We start from the raw sequence: 16,109 nt of genomic DNA, 5'->3' as shown, positions 1-16,109 counted from the left end.
AAAAAAGATGACCGACGCCACACCCAGCAGTCAGCAGCCAAACCAGCAGCCCAGTCAGCAACAAGCGGAGCCATCCACCTCCGCGCCCGCCGCCAACGGTAATGTCAACGGCGACAAGGACACCCCACCCAAGAAGCGCATGAGTCCGCGCGCCCGCTTCATCCTGCGCGCCCTCGGGCTGGTGGTGCTGGTGGTGGTCGTGGCCTGGGTGCTGTACTACCAGTTCCGCGGCAAGTACCTGGAAAGCACCAACGATGCCTTCATCCACGCCGACAGCGTGACCGTCTCCTCCAAGGTCACCGGTTACGTGGACCAGGTGCTGGTGGCCGACAACCAGATCGTCAAGGCCGGCCAGCCGCTGGTGCGCATCGACGCCCGCGACTATTCCGCCCAGGCAGCGCAAGCCAAGGCCCAGATCGACGCCGCCAGTGCCAGCCAGGAAGCGGCCAATGCGCAGCTGGCCGAACAGCAGGCCGCCATCGCCCAGGCCAAGGCGCAACTGGCTGCCGCCGAAGAAGATGCGCGCTTTGCCTCCTCCGAAGTGGAGCGCTACACCCCGCTGGCCGCCTCCGGCGCCGAAACCCGCGAACGCCTGACCACCCTGCGCAACCAGCAGGCCCAGGCCCGTACCACGGTGGCGGCGCGTCGTGCCGCTCTGGATGCAGCCCAGCTACGGGTGCGTTCGCTGCAGGCCCAGGTGCGCCAGGCTCAGGCCCAGGGCGAAACCGCCAAGGCCCAGTACGATGCCGCCAGCGTCAACCTCGGCTATACCGAAATCCGCGCCAGCGTCGATGGCCGCATCGGTGACAAGCAGGTGCGCGTCGGCCAGTTTGTCTCGGCCGGCACGCGCATGATGACGGTGGTGCCGACCCGCTTCTACGTCTCCGCCAACTTCAAGGAAACCCAGATCGGCTTGATGCGCATCGGCCAGCCGGCCAGCATCAAGGTCGATGCTTTGCCCGGCGTGGAATTCCGCGGTCATGTGGAAAGCCTCTCGCCCGGCACCGGCGCGCAGTTCTCGCTGCTGCCGCCGCAAAACGCCACCGGCAACTTCACCAAGATCGTCCAGCGCGTACCGGTGCGTGTGGCCATCGACGCCACGCCGGAAGAAACCCGCTCTTTCGTGGCCGGCCTGTCGGTGACGGTGGAGGTCAACACCATCGCCGCCAAGGATGAGTTGCGCGAGCTGCGCGAGCGTACCAGCGAAGCCAACGCCACCCGCAAGGAGCCGCAGTGAGCAGCGCCGCCTCCAGCCCTGCGGTGAAGGCCAAGGGTGCCAACCCGGAGAAGGCCGATGCCGGCGCCTGGCTGGCTGTGGCCGCCGGCACCCTGGGCGCGCTCATGGCTACGCTGGACATCTCCATCGTCAACTCTTCGCTGCCCACCATCCAGGGCGAGATTGGTGCTTCCGGGACCGAAGGCACCTGGATCGCCACCGCCTACCTGGTGGCCGAGATCGTCATCATCCCCATGTCGGCCTGGCTGGAACGCCTGCTCGGCCTGCGCGTACTGCTGCTGACGGCGGCCAGTCTCTTCACCCTGTTCTCGGTGCTGTGCGGCCTGTCCACGACGCTACCGATGATGATCATCGGGCGGGTAGGGCAGGGCTTTACCGGCGGCGCGCTGATCCCCACCGCCATGACCATCATTGCTACCCGCCTGCCACGCGCCCAGCAGCCGGTGGGCAATGCCATGTTCGGCGCCACCGCCATCCTCGGCCCGGTGCTGGGGCCAGTGATGGGCGGCTGGCTGACCGAGAACGTCAGCTGGCACTACGCTTTCTTCATCAACGTGCCGGTGGGCGCGGCGCTGATCACGCTGCTGCTGGTGGCGATTCCCTATGAGCGCCCCCGCTTCGAGCAATTGGCCGAGGCCGACTGGTTCGGCATCGCCGGCCTGGCGTTGGGCCTGGGTGGCCTGACGGTGGTGCTGGAAGAGGGCGAGCGCGAGCAGTGGTTTTCCTCGCCCGACATCCGCTGGCTGGCGGCCACCTCGCTGCTGGGCTTCCTGCTGCTGGCCATCGGCCAGATCCGCTCGCGCCACCCGGTGATCCAGTTGCGTCTGCTGCGGGACCGCCAGTTCGGCTCGGTGGTGATGATGGCCATGATCGTCGGCGTGGCGCTCTACGGCACGGCCTATGTGATCCCGCAGTTCCTCTCCGGGATTGCCGGCTACAACTCGCTGCAGTCGGGCTGGATCGTGCTGCTCTCCGGGGTGCCGATGATCCTGATGATGCCCTTCACGCCGCTGCTGATGCGGCTGGTCGATATCCGCATCGCCGTCGGTACCGGCTTCCTGCTGCTGGCGACCTCCGCCTTCATCGAGACCGACCTCAGCCCGCTGTCCTATGGTGGCTCCTTCGTGGCCTCGCAGCTGATGCGCGGTGTCGGTACCGTGCTGGCCATGCTGTTCCTGAACCAGGCCGCGATCCGTTCGGTGCCGCCCTCGCAGGCCGGCGACGCTTCCGGTCTCTACAGCGCGGCGCGCAACCTGGGCGGCTCGCTGGCGCTGGCCGCCATCGCGGTGATCCAGGACCAGCGCCTGTGGCTGCACAGCCGCCGCCTGGAAGAAAGCCTTTCTGCCAATTCCGACCTGGTGCAATCCGGCATCGCCGCGCAAGCCCAACTGCTGGGTGGCCAGGACGCCGCCATCCAGTTGCTGGGCTCCACCATCCAGGCCCAGGCGCTGACCATGACCTATGCCGACCTGTTCTGGCTGCTGGGCGTGGCCATCCTCTGCGTCACGCCGCTGGTGCTGTTCCTGCGCCCCTTGCCCACCCATGCCGCGCCGGTGGCTTCTCATTGATGATGAACATGGACAAGACTCTCCCTCTCTTTACTCCCGTACGCCTGGTCGCCCTGGCTGCCGCCGCCCTGCTGGCCGGCTGCGCGCTCGGTCCGGAATACGCCGGTCCGCCCGAAGCTGCACCCCAGGCCGCCCGCAGCGGACAGTTCGTACGCGCCGCTGACGTCGCCAGCGCCAGCGCTCCGCTGAACCGCTGGTGGGAAGCGTTCAATGACGCCCGGCTCAATCGCCTGGTGCAGCAGGCGCTGCAGGCCAATCCCAATCTCGGCATGGCCCGCGCCCGTCTGCAACAGGCCCGCGCCAGTCTCGATCTGGAACAGGCCAACGGCGCCCCCAGCGTCGGCGTCTCGGCCCTGGCCGCACATGCGCGCCTGCCACCGGCCAACCTGGGCGCGCTGACCGGCGGTTCCAGCTCCGGCGGGTCCTCCGCTTCCAGCGTGAATCTCTACAACCTGGGTGTGGATGCCAGCTGGGAGGCCGATATCTTCGGTGCCCACCGACGCGCCGTCCAGGCGGCCGGTGCCAGCGCTCAGGCGGCCGAGGCTACGCTGGCCGACGTCCAGGTCAGTCTCACGGCGGAAGTGGTCAATGCCTACATCAACCTGCGTGACCGCCAACAGCGACTTACCCTGGGCGAGCAATCGATACAGGCGCAGCAGGACATGCTGGGCCTGACCACGCAGCGGGTACAACGTGGCACGGCTTCCTCGCTGGACCAGATCCGTATCCAGAACCAGCTCGATGCCACCCGCGCCGAGCTATTGCCGCTGCAGGCCGAGCGCGAGGCCTACCTGAACCAGCTGGCCACCTTGCTGGGGCAGGAGCCCGGTACGCTCGACGCCGAACTGAACGTCGCCGCGCCGCTGCCCCTGCCCCCGCAGCAGGTGGCCGTGGGCGATCCGGTGGCACTGCTGCGCCGCCGTCCCGACGTGCGCGCTGCCGAACGCACCCTGGCTGCAGACACTGCCAAGATCGGCCAGGCCGAGGCTGCGCGCTATCCCAGTCTGAAGCTGTTTGGTGTGATCGGCCTGGGTGGCACCCATCCCTCCGACCTGACCCGCCTGGATGATTTCGCGGCCCTGGGCGCACCCATGCTGAGCTGGAATTTCCTCGACTTCGGCCGTGCCAAGGCACGCGTGACGCAAGCCGAACAGGTGCGCGACGAAGCGGAGATGAAATATCGCCAGGCCGTGCTGGAAGCCCTGCGCGACGCCGAGGATTCGCTCTCGCGCTTCCGCTACGGCCGCATCACGGTAGCCACCCTGGCGCGCAGCAAGGCTTCCGCCGACCGCGCATTGGCGCTGGCAAGGCAGCGCTACCAGGCGGGTACCGGCACACTCATCGAAGTGCTCGACACCACGCGCCAGCAGATCAGCGCGCAACAGAACCTGTTGCAGGCCGAGGCCAATCTCACGCGCAGTTTCATCGGTATCCAGAAGGCGCTGGGGCTGGGCTGGGGAGATGCCGAAGGCTGAGCCATGGCCTTTCCCGGACGGGCGTGGCGGCCCGTCCACCTCCTTGCTGCTGCACCGCCTGATTTTTCTTCCTGCTGGTTTTCCCCGCGTTTCTTCAACGCTCTTGCACCCGCCTCGGCGGATGCGCGCAATCGCCATGGTGCTTGAAGGCGAGAGCAACGACATGGCAAAGGCAGACTGCGGTACTGATGCCTCCCTGTGTGATGACGCTGCCCGTCACAGATCCTTGCCCAGCTCGGCCACCAGATAGTCCAGGAAGATTTCCACGCTGCGCGGCAGGGTGCGTCCGGCCAGCGTCTGCACTTCGACGAAGCGCCCATCGGCAGGACAGTCGCGGATGGGGCGCATGCTCAGTTCCCCGCGCGCGATGCGGTAGCGCACGGTGACGTCGCCGGTGATGGAGAGGGCGTCATTGTCCAGCACATAGTTGTGCAAGGTCTGGATGTAGTTGCTGGTCATCACCGGCTCGATCACCACCTGCTGCCGGCTGCAGGCGATGTCGAACAGCTGGCGCAGGGTGGTGGTGGGGTCGGGCAAGGCCATCGGATAGGGCTTGAGCTGGCCCAGCGATACCTGGCGGAAACGCGCCAGTGGATGGTCGTTGCGCATCACCAGCCCGATCGGCCCGGGCTGCCGGTGCACCACCTTGATTTCCGGCTCGGGCAGGCGGGAAAAGGTCAGTCCGATATCGGCATTGCCCTCGCGTACCTGGCGCGATACCACCGCCGGTGCGCCCACGAACAGCTGGAACACGAAGCCCGGATACTTCTTCTGGAAGGTATTGATCACGCGCGGCAGGAAGTCGATGGCGAAACCCTCCGAAGCCGACAGCCGCACCCGCCCGCTGCGCAAGCCCTTCAGGGCCTGCAGGTCGGCCACCACGCGGTCAGCCTCCAGCGCCATCTTGCGCGCATGCGCGGCCAGCATCTCGCCGCCGGCCGAGAGCACCATGCCGCGTGGCCGTCGTTCGAACAGCACCGTGTCCAGGATTTCCTCCAGGCTGCTGATCTGGCGGCTGATGGCCGAGCTGGCCACGTTGAGCCGTTGTGACGCCTCGCTGATGGAGCCACAGCGGACCACTTCCAGGAAGTAACGCAGGGCGGTGTCTTGCAGATGCTGTGATTTCATCATTGACCTCGTTCGATACGGTTGAGCCGGTTCCTGACCGGTCCTGCATGGCTTTTTCCTATCCATCCGGACAAAAGAAGCCTGCTTTATTTGGTGCGAGTCTCACGCCTTTGGTGCAGTGCCTCCAGTCTTTCCCCGCACTGCGATGCTGCATCTGCGCCAAGGGCCGCGGCCCAGTAGCGATGCGGCTTTGGCTGGGGCTTGTACATTGTGGTGCACAAATTCTGCGTTGCTGTTTTACGAACGCAGGATTAGAAATTTGATGATTGTGGCATCGATAAATCGTAGCCTAGTATGCCCTTCGACGTCGCGGTTTTTTCACAATTCTCTTACTCGAACGAAGGGGCTGGAATGAACGCACTACAGAAATCCATCATGGGCTGGTCGCGCTGTGCGGTGTTGGTGGCGGGGGGCATGACGGCCTTCGCGGCGCATGCCAACAAGGCCAACGACACCCTGGTCTATGCCTCCGACAGCGAAGTCGAAAACATCAGCCAGTATCACAACAACCTGCGTGAAGGCGTGATCCTGGCGCATCTGATTTGGGACACGCTGATCTACCGTGATCCCAAGACCAACGAATACAAGCCGCAACTGGCCACCGCCTGGAAGTGGGAATCGCCCACCGCACTGGTGCTGGATCTGCGCCAGGGCGTGCAATTCCAGAACGGCGACAAGTTCACGGCCGATGATGTGGCGTTCACCTTCAACTATGCGGTCTCGCCTGAATCCAAGGCGGTCACGCGCCAGAACACCGACTGGATCAAGAGCGTCGACAAGCTGGGCGACTACAAGGTGCGCATCAACCTGAAGGGCCCCTTCCCGGCGGCGCTGGAATACCTGGCCGGCCCGCTGCCGATCTATCCTGCCGCCTACTTCAAGAAGGTCGGCCTGGAAGGCTTTTCCAAGGCGCCCATCGGCACCGGTCCCTACAAGGTCACCAGCGTGACGCCGGGGCAGGGCGTGACCCTGGTCAAGAACACCAATTATTTCAAGGACAGCCCGGAGGGCCAGCCTTCGATCGGCAACATCAAGTTCGTGGTGATCCCTGATCCGGAAACCCGCGCCGCGCAACTGATGACCGGCGCCATCGACTGGATCTGGCGTGTGCCGCCGGACCAGGCCGATTCGCTCAAGACCAATCCCAAGCTGGCGGTGCAGAGCGGCGAGACCATGCGGGTCGGTTTCATCACCCTCGACACCACCGGTACCTCGGCCCCCAATTCGCCGTTCAAGGATGTGCGCGTGCGCCAGGCGGTCAACCATGCGATCAATCGCAAGGGCTATGCCGAGAACCTGATGCGCGGCGGCAGCCAGCCGGTCTATACGGCCTGCTTCCGCACCCAGTTCGGTTGCGACAGCAATGCCGCCATCAAGTTTGACTACAACCCGGCCAAGGCCAAGGAACTGCTGGCCGCGGCCGGCTATCCTAACGGCTTCGATACCGACATCTATGCCTATCGTGAACGGGAAGTGGCCGAGGCCATCATCGGTGACCTGCGCAAGGTCGGCATCCGTGCCCGCCTGCACTACATGAAGTTCGCCGCCCTGCAGACCGAGTACCGCAGCGGCAAGACGCCGATGAGCTTCTATTCCTGGGGCTCGTTCTCGATGAACGATACCTCGGCCTTCGCCGGTGTCTATTTCAAGGGCGGCGCCGATGACATCACCAAGGACCCGCAACTGCAGCAGTACCTGCAGACGGCCGATACCTCGATCGATCCGGCGGTGCGCAAGGCCAACTACACCAAGGCCCAGGAACTGATTTCCAAGCAGGCCTACGTGGCGCCGATGTTCTCCTATTCGACCTTCTACGCCTACAACGCCCAGCTCAATTTCCAGGGTTACCCGGATGAGCTGCCACGTTTCTACGAGGCTTCCTGGAAATAAGTGCCGACGGACGGGGGAACCCGTCCGTCGCGTTGCCCAGCCTGCCGTTTCATGCCGCTTCACGCCTCACCACGCCTCCCCACGGAAGGGTCGCCATGTTGATCTACATCCTGCGCCGCCTGGCCATCGCCCTGTGCGTGGCGCTGACGGTGTCCGTCGTCAGTTTTTCCCTGCTGCACATGTCGGGTGACCTAGCGGTCTCCATCGCCGGGCCGGAGGCCACGGCCGCCCAGGTCGAATCGGTACGTACCCAGTTCGGTCTGGACCGTCCGCTCACCACGCAATATGCGGACTGGCTCGGTCGTGCGGTGCAGCTGGACTTCGGCAAGTCCTTCTACTTCCAGGGGCAGGTCATGGAGATGATCGCCGAACGTTTGCCGATCACCTTCAAGCTGGGTGGCAGTGCCTTGCTGCTGGCCATTCTCACCGCCATTCCGCTGGGCGTGCTGGCGGCCATCTATCGCGATACCTGGCTGGACCGCGTGGCGCTGATGATTGCCGTGGTCGGGCAGGCCATGCCCAGCTTCTGGTTCGGGCTGACACTGATCCTGATCTTCGCCGTCACGCTGCACTGGCTGCCGGTGGCCGGCAACGAGAGCTGGCAGCACTTCGTCCTGCCGGCGGTGGCGCTGGGTTACTACGCCATGCCAGCGATGATGCGCCTGACGCGCTCGGGCATGCTGGAAGTGCTGGGTTCGGACTACATCCGCACCGCCCGCGCCAAGGGCCTGTCCAAGTCGCGGGTGGTGTTCAAGCATGCGCTGCGCAATGCGGTCATCCCGGTGGTGGCGCTGGCGGCGGTGGAGCTGGGCTTCATGCTGGGCGGCTCGGTGGTGATCGAGTCGGTCTATTCCATGCAGGGCCTGGGCCAGCTGGCCTGGGACGCCATCTCCCGCAATGACTATCCGGTGGTGCAGGCCGTGGTGCTGATCATCGCCATGTTCTACATCGGCCTGACCTTCCTGGCCGATGTCATCAATGCGCTGCTCGACCCGCGCATCCGTACCCGTTGAGCCCATGGGAGCCGACATGACCGCCACTTCCAGTACCACCGTCACCATGCCTTCCACCCCCTTGCTGCAGGCGGCATTGCCGCCGCTGCCGGCCTGGCGCCGCAAGCTGCGCCGCCTGCTCGGCCATCGTGGCCTGATGCTGGGCACCGTCATCCTGGCCGTGATCGTGCTAGCGGCGATCTTCGCACCCTTGCTGGCGCCGCACGATCCCTTCGACCAGGATGTGACGGCGCGCCTGATCCCGCCGGTATGGCAGGCCCAGGGTAGCTGGGAACACATCCTCGGCACCGACAAGCTGGGCCGCGACTACCTCTCGCGCCTGATCTACGGCGCCCGCGTGTCGCTGACCATCGGCATCGCCGCCGCCTTGATCTCGGGCCTGATCGGCACCACCCTGGGGGTGCTGGCCGGTTACTTCGGCGGCCGTACCGATGCCTTCATCAGCTACCTCATCACCACCCGTCTGGCCATGCCGGTGGTGCTGGTGGCGCTGGCGATGGCCTCGCTGGTGGGCGGTTCGCTGAAGGTGGTGATCCTGCTGCTGGGACTGCTGCTGTGGGACCGTTTCGCCGTGGTCACGCGCTCGGCCACGCAGCAACTGCGGGACGCCGAATTCATTGCCGCCGCCAAGGCCATCGGCGCCTCCACGCCCTACATCCTGTTGCGCGAAATCCTGCCCAACATCATGGGCGCGCTGATCGTGGTGGTGACACTGGAAATGGCCCACGCCATCCTGCTGGAGGCCACGCTGTCCTTCCTCGGCCTGGGCGTACAACCACCGACGCCGTCCTGGGGCCTGATGGTGGCCGAAGGCAAGACCTACATGTTCTTCAAGCCGTGGGTGATCGTCATCCCGGGCGTGGCGCTGGCACTGCTGGTGCTGGCCATCAACCTGGTCGGCGATGGCATGCGCGATGTCAACGCGCCCGACGGCCGCAACTGAACCCCACCGGGAGCACACCATGAGCGTATTGCTGGACGTGAAGAATCTGAAGGTGGACCTGCCCACCGAGCGCGGCACGCTGCACGCCGTGCGCGGCATCGATTTTCAGGTGCGCCGGGGCGAGATGCTGTGCCTGGTCGGCGAATCGGGCTGTGGCAAGTCCATGACCTCGCTGGCCCTGATGGGGCTGCTGCCGCGCAAGGCGCAGTGCAGCGCCGACCACATCCGCTTCGATGGCATGGACCTCAACGGCATGAGTGAAAAGCAGTTGCGGCAGTTGCGCGGCAAGCGCATGTCCATGATCTTCCAGGAGCCGATGACCTCGCTGAACCCCGCCTACACGCTGGGCAACCAGCTCTGCGAGGCCATGCTGCAGCAGCCCGGCGTCACCCGCGCCGAGGCCCGCGAGCGCGCCCTGTACCTGTTGCATCGCACCGGCATCACCAATGCCGAGGACCGGTTGCGCCAGTATCCGCACCAGCTCTCCGGCGGCCTGCGGCAGCGTGTGATGATCGCCATGTCGCTGATGTGCAATCCCGATCTGATCATCGCCGACGAGCCGACCACGGCACTGGATGTGACCATCCAGGCGCAGATCCTGCGCATGATCCGCGAGCTGCAGCAGGAGTTCGGCACGGCCGTCATCTTCATCACCCACGACCTGGGCGTGGTCTCGCGCATCGCTGACCGGGTGGCGGTGATGTATGCCGGCCAGGTGGTGGAGACTACCGATGTCGGCTCGCTGTTTGCGCAGCCGCGTCATCCCTACACACGTGGTCTGCTCAATTGCATCCCGGTACGTGGCAAGACGCCGCCGGGCAGCCGCCTGCAGGCCATTCCCGGCGTGGTGCCCAGTCTGGTCGGTCAGGTCAGTGGCTGCGCCTTCCGCAATCGCTGCGCGCTGGCCGACAGCGTCTGCGAGACCGATCCACCCATGGTGCAGCAGGGCAGTGCGGCCGCACCGCATGCGGCGCGCTGTCACAAGCTTGATGTTTCCGTTTCACTCGCGTCCGCCATGGAGGTGGCAGCATGAATGACAATCGTCCCCTGCCATCGGCCCCGCCAGGCGACATCGCTCTGGAGCTGTGCGCGCTGTCCAAGGTCTATCCCTTGAAGCGTGGCCTGTTCCAGCCGCCAGGCCAACTGAAAGCGGTCAACGATGTCTCGCTACGGCTGTATCGCGGCGAGACCCTGGGCCTGGTCGGTGAATCCGGCTGCGGCAAGAGCACCCTGGCCAAGATGCTGCTGGGCCTGCTGGCACCGACCTCGGGCAACGTGCTCATCAACGGCCAGGAAGTCGATCCGACCCAGCGCAAGGAACATGCGCGCCATATCCAGCCGATCTTCCAGGACCCGTATTCCTCGCTCAACCCGCGCAAGACCGTGGGCGAGATCGTCGGCCTGCCGCTCAGGCTGCACGGCATCGGCACGGCCGCCGACCGCGCCCGCCAGGTCAAGGACATCCTCGACCTGGTCGGCATGCCCGAGCGCACCCATGTCCAGTATCCGAACCAGCTCTCCGGCGGCCAGCGCCAGCGCGTGGCGATTGCCCGCGCCCTGATCCTGCGGCCGGACATCCTCATCTGCGACGAGCCGACCTCGGCCCTGGATGTGTCGGTGCAGGCGCAGATCCTGAACCTGTTGCTGGACCTGAAGGCCGAGTTCGGTCTCACCTATCTCTTCATCAGCCATGACCTGGGCGTGGTGGAGCATCTGGTGGACCGGGTGGCGGTGATGAACCAGGGCTGCATCGTCGAATTGCAGAGCCGCGAGCAGATATTCAGCGATCCGCAACATCCCTACACCCGCATGCTGCTGGCCTCGGCGCTTACGCCCGAACCGGGACTCGGCATCCCGGCACTGGCTGCGGCGGCGTGAGGACGTATTCCCCGAATCACAACCATCACAACGATCATAGCGATCACAACGACACCTACAGAGGAGCAGCAGCATGAGCAGAGCACAAGCCATCGCCGGCGTGGAAGCCTACTTCGACGACGGCCGTTTCATGGACACGCTCAAGCGCCGCGTGGCCATCCGCACCGAGAGCCAGGAACCGGCCAGCCGTCCCATCCTGTACGACTACCTGCAGCAGGAGATCACGCCCTATCTGCAGTCGCTGGGCTTTGGCTGCGAGATCATCGACAATCCGCTGCCCGGCGGCAGCCCCTTCCTGATCGCAGAGCGCATGGAAGAGGGCGCCGCCTTCACCCTGCTGACCTACGGTCATGGCGACGTGGTGCGCGGTTACGACAAGCAGTGGCGCAGCGGCCTGTCGCCCTGGGAGATCGTGGTCGAGGGTGAGCGCTGGTATGGGCGCGGCATCGCCGACAACAAGGCCCAGCACACCATCAACTTCGCCGCGCTGGAAGAGGTCATGAAGGTGCGTGGCGGCAAGCTGGGCTACAACGTCAAGCTGATCCTGGAAATGGGCGAGGAAACCGGCTCCCCCGGACTGAACGCGGTCTGCCAGCAATATGCCGAGCGCCTGAAGGCCGATCTCTTCATCGCCTCCGACGGGCCGCGCGTGAATGCACCCACGCCGACCATGTTCCTGGGCTCGCGCGGCGGCTGCAACTTCGACCTGAAGTGCCACCTGCGTGATGGCGGCCATCACTCCGGCAACTGGGGTGGGTTGCTGCGCAACCCCGGCGTGCGGCTGGCCAATGCGATTGCCTGCCTGGTCGACGAGCACGGCTGCATCCGCGTGCCGGCGCTGTTGCCGGACTCGCTGCCGCCCAGCGTGCGCAAGGCCCTGGCCGATGTGAAACTGGGTGGTGGGCCGACCGACCCCGAGATCGACGAAGACTGGGGCGAGCCCGACCTGACCCCGGCCGAGCGCGTGTTCGGCTGGAATACGCTGGAAGTGCTGGCCTTCAAGACCGGCAATCCCGAGGCGCCGGTCAATGCCATCCCCGGTCAGGCCAGCGCGCATTGCCAGATCCGCTTCGTGGTCGGCAGCGACGATGCGCACTTCATCGAGCACATCCGCGCCCATCTGGACGAGCATGGTTATGACGACATCGAGGTCACGCTCTCGGGCGTGCAGTTCGCCGCCACCCGGCTCGACCCGGACGACGAATGGGTGCGCTGGGGCCTGGCCTCGATGCAGGAAACCAGCGGCAAGCGGCCCACGCTCCTGCCCAACCTGGGCGGCTCGCTGCCCAATGACGTGTTCTCCGAAACCCTAGGCCTGCCGACCCTGTGGGTGCCGCACTCCTATCCGGCCTGCTCACAGCACGCGCCCAACGAGCATATACTGGCCAGCGTGTCGCGCGAGTCGCTGCAACTGATGGCGGGTCTGTTCTGGGACCTGGCCGAGCAGGGCCGGCAAGTGCTGGCGCGACGCGCCCCATCACCGGAGAAGACATGAATCACCCCCACCCGCACAAGCTGTGCGAGGTCGCCGACCTGCACGACCTGCACGACGAAATCACCGGCCTGCGCCGCCACATCCACCAGCATCCCGAGCTGTCTTTCCAGGAAGTCGATACCGCCGCCCTGGTGGCCGATCGCCTGCAGGAATGGGGCTATGCCGTGACCCGCCATATCGGCGGCAACGGGCTGGTGGCGACCCTGCGTGCAGGCAGCAGCACGCGCAGCATCGGCCTGCGGGCCGACATGGATGCCCTGCCGATCCAGGAAGAGACCGGCCTGGACTGGGCCAGCGTCAAGCCCGGCGCCATGCATGCCTGCGGCCATGACGGCCACACCGCCATGCTGCTGGGCGCGGCCAAGCACCTGGCGCGTACCCGCCATTTCGACGGCACCCTGAACCTGATCTTCCAGCCGGCGGAAGAAGCCGGCTTCGACAGCGGCGCCCAGAAGATGCTGGCCGACGGTCTGTTCGACCGTTTTCCCTGCGATGCCGTGTTCGGCATCCACAATCATCCGGGCGTGGAGACCGGCACCTTCATGTTCCGCAGCGGCCCCTTCATGGCGGCCTGCGATACGGTCAAGATCCGCATCACCGGTCGTGGCAGTCACGCGGCGCGCCCACACCTGTCGGTCGATCCGGTGGTGGCCGCAGCCAGCCTGGTGATGGCCTTGCAGACCGTCGTCTCGCGCAATGTCGATCCGATGGAAACTGCCGTGGTCACGGTGGGCAGCCTGCATGCGGGCAAGGCATCCAACGTGATTCCGGAATTTGCCACCATGGAACTGAGCGTGCGCTCCTTCAAGCCGGAAGTGCGCGAGCTGCTGGAGCAACGCATCCGCGCCCTGGTCAGCACCCACGCCGAAAGCTATGGTGCGCAGGCCAGCATCGAGTATCTGCGCGGCTATCCGGTGCTGGTCAACAGCGAGGCCGAGACCGACTTCGCCCGTAGCGTGGCCGAGGAACTGGTAGGGCCGGAGAAGGTGATCGCCCCGTTCGGACCGATTGCCGGCAGCGAAGACTTCGCCTACTTCCTGCAGCAGCGGCCAGGCTGCTTCCTGCGCGTGGGCAATGGCCAGGGCCAGCCCATGCTGCACAATGCCGGCTACGATTTCAATGATGCCAACATTCCAGTCGGTGCAGCCTTCTGGACCCGGCTGGTGGAGCGCTGGATGCCCGTCAAGCCGGGCTGAGGACGGGCTGGCGCGGCCCGGGCCGGTGCATATTCCGGCAGTGCATAAGTGCATAAGTGCATGACGAATGCTTCGTTGGTGATGCTGCCGGGTGCGATTACAGTGAAGGTGTCTCCTCAGACGTCCTGGACTGGGACACTTCGAGCCTGAACCCGCCATGCGCAAGCCTGGCGGGTTTCTTTTTTTTAAGTTCACCCGCGCAGGCAGCGACCGGGCTGCGCTTGACCCTCACGTGACTGCAGCGTAACCGCCGCCCTGGCGCGCAGTCCCCGCCGTCCGGCGCCAGCCCAGTATCCGCCTGCTGTTGAGCTTGGCGGGCTGTGGCGGGATCAGGAATTCCCCGATGTTCGCAGTCACGTCCACTGATTACCATGGGAACCAATGAAACGCGGTCTGTGCTCTGGACTCCCGACATCACAGTGGAGCCACGATTGGCACGCAAGACCTCGACAACGTATCTTGCCAGGAGCCAGTCATGCATTTCGTCACCGAATCCGTACCGGGTGAAATCACCCTGATGTTCATCAGTTATCTGGTGTTCTGCACCGTGTTGATGTATCTGTTCGTCAAGACCGACCGCGAGTGGGGCCGCCTGGAAATCTCGCTGGACGAACCTGCTGGCGAGCGCCCGCCGATGGCTGGCGCGATGCGCTACGCGGTGGTGGATACCGATGACCGCTCGATGTTCAACAATGGCCTGACCCGGCCGTCGCTGCAACATTGTGCGCAATATCACGACGTCGATTGCACCTGCTTCATGCCGGAGCAGAAGAAGTCGGATTGAATGCTGGGGGATTCTGGAGGGGAGTGGGGAAGCAGTGAAGCAGTGCGGCACTACCGCTGCGCGGACTAGGGGTAGTCCCGGCAGCATGGCAATAGGGCGGTATCGGCGGTTGCAGCGGGCAGGCAGTGGCAGGAATGGTCACAACATGTCAGCAAGGCAGTGAGTCGCAGTGGTACCGTTGCAGCATCGTTAGCGGTAGAAGTGGAAGCATCGTTGTAGCAGCACCGCAGTAGCAGTAGCAGTAGCAGTACCGTAGTAGCACGTAGTAGCAGTAGATATCTCTTGAGGGTGGAACGGCAAGTCGTGCAGCCGCTTTTGTTCCAAGCGCGCGTCACGCGACGGAAACGTGCAGTCAGGCGCTTCCGTGAAGCGGCCTAACGGCTTGCCCGTTCTTTTCCATGAGAAAATAGCGCCCATGCAAAGCTCATCCTCTCCTGCGCAGAACCTGCGCCCCCTGATTCCCCTGGCCGACTATCAACGCATCTTCCGCGTCATCCATTCGGTGCTGCACAGTGTGCAGGCCGATATCCCCGCCGCCAGTTTCTTCTTCAGCGTCACCGCGGCGCAGATCCTCAAGAAGTTCTACAAACGCAATGCCTTCCCGGTCGCCGGGGCAGCTTTCTACCTGACGCACCAGGACGGTGGCGGTGCGCTCTCCTTCGGTACGCTGGGACCGGACGGCCAGGACGTGTCCAGCCATCAGGACGCCTTCCACGCCTGGGTGCAGTGCGAGGACTACGCCATCGACTTCATGGCACCATTGTTCCAGGAGCTACTGGCTTCGGCTGGCCATCCGCTGCCGGTGCCGCGCCAGATGTTCCAGAAAGACCTCGGACGCATGAGCCCGGGCGTGCAGGCGCTGACACGGCCGGGTGATTTCTACCTGGCCCCCAATCTCGAACTCACGCGCGAACTGCTGCAGCAGTTCATGGCCAAGAAGGCCCTGACCAATCTCTCGCAACTCTGTCTGGAGTGGTTCCGCAAGCCGCCCAAGGCGATGCCGGACGATCTGGCGCTGCAGGGCGCCGATGGCGAAGTCTCGCGTATCCAACTGCAGGCCATGCGTATCGACGGCGTCTGGTAGGGCAGTAGTCGGAAGAGCGGTGGGAGCGAGGCCTGGGCCTCCGAGGGGAGGGTGTGCTGGACGGATGTCCAACACACCGTACGATCATGCATATCGGTTGCATGTACCGCACTAGGATTCCTATCTTAGGTCGTCGATATGACCTCTTGATGACAGTCACCGGGTCCGGCCGAGAATTCCTTTTCCGTTGATCTCTCTTTTGCTGTCATGGCACGGTCATACGTGGCCGCTAGACTGCCGCCTGTCTCCTCTGTACCTGTGCAGATGTTTTGCCTGCGATGCAAGTGCATCGCAGGTTTTTTTCTCCCGCACAGCCGGACACCCATGCTTCACGCTTCACGCCCAGGCCGGACAGTGGCGTCGTAACCCGGCAGTACGCACACGTGTTGGAAGCCGCGGTCCTCCCTTCCCGTCGGGC

General features: G+C 64.8%; 13 protein-coding genes. 12 read left to right on the top strand and 1 reads right to left on the bottom strand.

Going from position 1 to position 16,109, the window contains the following annotated elements:
• Positions 1 to 7: 7 nt before the first annotated feature.
• The 3 genes from VE092_RS15820 to VE092_RS15810 are packed head-to-tail and all read left to right on the top strand — an operon-like array spanning position 8 to position 4,280.
• On the top strand, positions 8 to 1,237 hold the full coding sequence (locus tag VE092_RS15820) for an HlyD family secretion protein (protein WP_324878333.1): 1,230 nt from the start codon (positions 8 to 10) through the stop codon (positions 1,235 to 1,237).
• Entirely contained in the window at positions 1,234 to 2,805 is a 1,572-nt protein-coding gene (locus VE092_RS15815) for an MDR family MFS transporter (protein WP_324878331.1), read from the top strand. The genes VE092_RS15820 and VE092_RS15815 overlap by 4 nt, the downstream gene beginning before the upstream one ends.
• Entirely contained in the window at positions 2,805 to 4,280 is a 1,476-nt protein-coding gene (locus VE092_RS15810; protein WP_324878329.1) for an efflux transporter outer membrane subunit, read from the top strand. The genes VE092_RS15815 and VE092_RS15810 overlap by 1 nt, the downstream gene beginning before the upstream one ends.
• Before the next feature lie 216 nt (positions 4,281 to 4,496).
• Here VE092_RS15810 and VE092_RS15805 read toward each other — a convergent pair whose 3' ends face one another.
• A complete protein-coding gene (locus tag VE092_RS15805) occupies positions 4,497 to 5,408 on the bottom strand; it encodes a LysR family transcriptional regulator (RefSeq protein WP_324878327.1) in 912 nt (303 codons plus the stop codon).
• 351 nt (positions 5,409 to 5,759) lie between these two features.
• Between VE092_RS15805 and VE092_RS15800 the strand changes: the two genes are divergently transcribed.
• From VE092_RS15800 to VE092_RS15760, 9 genes are all read left to right on the top strand, one after another.
• A complete protein-coding gene (locus VE092_RS15800; protein ID WP_324878325.1) occupies positions 5,760 to 7,298 on the top strand; it encodes an ABC transporter substrate-binding protein in 1,539 nt (512 codons plus the stop codon).
• 95 nt (positions 7,299 to 7,393) lie between these two features.
• Positions 7,394 to 8,311 (top strand): ABC transporter permease, encoded by a 918-nt coding sequence (locus tag VE092_RS15795; RefSeq protein ID WP_006464245.1) that lies wholly within the window; start codon positions 7,394 to 7,396, stop codon positions 8,309 to 8,311.
• A gap of 16 nt (positions 8,312 to 8,327) precedes the next feature.
• The gene (locus VE092_RS15790; RefSeq protein ID WP_324878323.1) at positions 8,328 to 9,254 is read left to right on the top strand and encodes an ABC transporter permease; all 927 of its coding nucleotides are present in this window, start codon (positions 8,328 to 8,330) and stop codon (positions 9,252 to 9,254) included.
• A gap of 19 nt (positions 9,255 to 9,273) precedes the next feature.
• Positions 9,274 to 10,287, top strand: a complete 1,014-nt coding sequence (locus tag VE092_RS15785) for an ABC transporter ATP-binding protein (protein ID WP_324878321.1) — start codon at positions 9,274 to 9,276, stop codon at positions 10,285 to 10,287.
• Positions 10,284 to 11,132 (top strand): ATP-binding cassette domain-containing protein, encoded by an 849-nt coding sequence (locus VE092_RS15780; RefSeq protein ID WP_324878319.1) that lies wholly within the window; start codon positions 10,284 to 10,286, stop codon positions 11,130 to 11,132. Before VE092_RS15785 ends, VE092_RS15780 begins: the two co-directional genes overlap by 4 nt.
• A 73-nt stretch (positions 11,133 to 11,205) precedes the next feature.
• Entirely contained in the window at positions 11,206 to 12,627 is a 1,422-nt protein-coding gene (locus VE092_RS15775) for a M20 family metallopeptidase (RefSeq protein WP_324878317.1), read from the top strand.
• Positions 12,624 to 13,823 carry a M20 aminoacylase family protein gene (locus tag VE092_RS15770; protein WP_324878315.1) on the top strand — a complete coding sequence of 400 codons (1,200 nt, stop codon included), beginning with the start codon at positions 12,624 to 12,626 and terminating at the stop codon, positions 13,821 to 13,823. The genes VE092_RS15775 and VE092_RS15770 overlap by 4 nt, the downstream gene beginning before the upstream one ends.
• A gap of 475 nt (positions 13,824 to 14,298) precedes the next feature.
• The gene (locus VE092_RS15765) at positions 14,299 to 14,607 is read left to right on the top strand and encodes a hypothetical protein (protein ID WP_324878313.1); all 309 of its coding nucleotides are present in this window, start codon (positions 14,299 to 14,301) and stop codon (positions 14,605 to 14,607) included.
• Positions 14,608 to 15,022: 415 nt separating this feature from the next.
• On the top strand, positions 15,023 to 15,691 hold the full coding sequence (locus VE092_RS15760; protein ID WP_324878311.1) for a DUF2026 family protein: 669 nt from the start codon (positions 15,023 to 15,025) through the stop codon (positions 15,689 to 15,691).
• Positions 15,692 to 16,109 lie beyond the last annotated feature (418 nt).

Origin of the sequence: Herbaspirillum sp. (assembly GCF_035644555.1) — a bacterium.
Lineage (GTDB): Bacteria > Pseudomonadota > Gammaproteobacteria > Burkholderiales > Burkholderiaceae_D > Herbaspirillum.
The sequence above is the reverse complement of the archived record's forward strand: the minus strand, read 5'-3'. Positions and strand labels throughout refer to the sequence as shown.